Here is a 2,128-nt window from a genome sequence, read left to right as displayed (position 1 = left end):
TCCGCGGCATCGATCACCGCCTTGTCCCCCGGACCGCGGCCGACGCTGCCCGGCACCACCGCCAGCACCTGGTCGTTGGTGTAGTCGGTGACGTTGTCGTAGCCGTTGTCGGTCTCGATCCACAGAATGCCGCGGCCATCGCCGCGGTCGTCGTACCACAGGCCGTCGGGGCTGGCGAACTGGTTGAGCTCGGTGAGACCCGAGAAGTTGTCGGGGTCATTCTCGGCGGCGCCGAAGACGAACACTTCCCACTCGAAGCCGGTGGCCGACGGCGAAGGCTCGCGCCAGCGAATGACCTGGCCACCCTCGTTGTCCGGACGCGGGTTGGGGCCATTGACCGGGGCCGTGGCATAGCCCGCGCCCAGTGCCTCGACGTCGCTGCCACCGCTGGTGTAGGTGGCGGCGGTGCCCTCGGCGGTGCGCTGGGAGTTGTTGGTCAGGGTCATGTAGACCTCGCCCGACGACGGATCGACGGTGCCCCACTCGGGGCGGTCCATTGGCGTCGCGCCCATGAAGTCGGCGGCGTCACAGGTGTTGATGATCACCCCGGCGAGATCGCGCTCGTTGGCCAGTTCCAGCGCCTGCCATAGCGGCCGGCCGTCCTGGGTGGTGGCGTCCGGGGTCAGCGGCAGCCACTCGCCACTGCCGTCGGCATTGAAGCGCGCCACGTAGAGGGTGCCCTCGTCGAGGTACTTGGAACCGATCGCCAGGCGATCGTAATCCTGCCCCGGGCGATTGGCGTCCTTGGGATCCCAATTGGCCTTGGAGACGAACTTGTAGATGTACTCGTTGCGCGAGTCGTGGCCGGAGTAGAACACCACCGGCTCGCCCTCGATCACCTTGCCCGGCCAGCACCCCTCGTGGCGGAAGCGGCCGATATGGGTGCGCTTGAGCGCGGCGGCCTCGGTGCCCACGCTGTCAGTGTTTCCGTAGGGATCGATCTCCACCACATAGCCGAAGGTACGCGGCTCGTTGCGGTAGTCGCCGGCGGCGGAGGCGGCACTCGGAGTGGTATCGAAGCGCGCGAACTCGCCGTTGGTGCCCCCCTGGGCGGTCTCCCAGCCGTAGCGGCCGCGGCCATCGGGCAGCCCCAGGCGGTCGTCGTCGCGATAGCGCCCGCTCGATTTGGTGAAGACCTCGGGCCAGTTCTCCTCGCAGGTGAGGTAGGTGCCCCAGGGGGTGTAGCCGTTGGCGCAGTTGTTGTTGGTGCCGCGGGTGCGGGTGCCGTTGGTGGAGTAGGCGGTCACCACGTAGTCGCTGCCGCGTACCGGTCCGGCGAGTTCGATCGGCGTGGCCGAGGTGATACGACGGTTGTAGCGCGAGCCGCGCTCTTCACGCCACTGGCCGTTGGCGTCGAGCATGAGCTTGACCAGGGTCACGCCGTGGGCATTGATCTCGGTGCGCACCTCGTTGGCCGGACGTGCGCCGCTGTCGGCATTGGTCGGGCCGCCCTGGGGCGCCCACAGCGCGTCCTGGTCGATGTACTCGTTGTTGAGCGCCATGATGAACTCGCGCGAGGCGCTCTCGTCGCTCAGCGCGAAGTTGTGCATGCCGTCGTGGTGCATGCCCACGCTGGCTGCCTGATATTCGGGCGTCACGCGGAGGTTGGCCGACCAGTTGCCGACACTGTCGTCGAGCGGGGTACCCCAGGGAATCAGCACCTGGGCGACGTAGCCTTCGGGCACCACCACCGCATCGGTGCGCGAGCCGCGGATCGAGGCGAACGCTAGCGCCAGCGGGGTGGCTTCCGGCGAACCGCCGCTGGAGCCACCGTTGTCACCGTCGCTGCTGCAGCCGGCCAGGCCGAAGCCGCCGAGCAGGCCCATGGCGGCCAGCCCCGCGCCCCCCTGCATGACGCCGCGACGCGATACACGGCGTGAGAGTACCGACGAGAACGGCTCGTTGCTGCTCTGGTTGAGAACGCGATGATCCTCGATTTCCTTGCTCATGGGGTGTCCCCTCTACTCTGAGTGATCCACTAATGACGGTCTGCTAGTCAACGGCACCCGGGCCGGCGATGCGCGCCGCCGGCCACTTGGCGTCCCGGTGCCTGTGGTCACCGGGCTGCGTTACCGGAGGCAACTTAGAGCAGCAACGTGACAACACCATGACGATTCCGGCGGCAGCG

Annotated in this window: 1 protein-coding gene; it reads right to left on the bottom strand. The window is 67.9% G+C overall.

What is annotated here, in order from left to right; genetic code table 11:
- Nucleotides 1–1,949 (bottom strand): PhoX family protein (locus AC3AYF_RS20400; protein WP_487780305.1); only part of this gene is annotated, 1,949 nt, incomplete at its 3' end.
- Nucleotides 1,950–2,128 lie beyond the last annotated feature (179 nt).

The organism is Salinicola sp. (genome assembly GCF_982684285.1).
The sequence above is the reverse complement of the archived record's forward strand: the minus strand, read 5'-3'. Positions and strand labels throughout refer to the sequence as shown.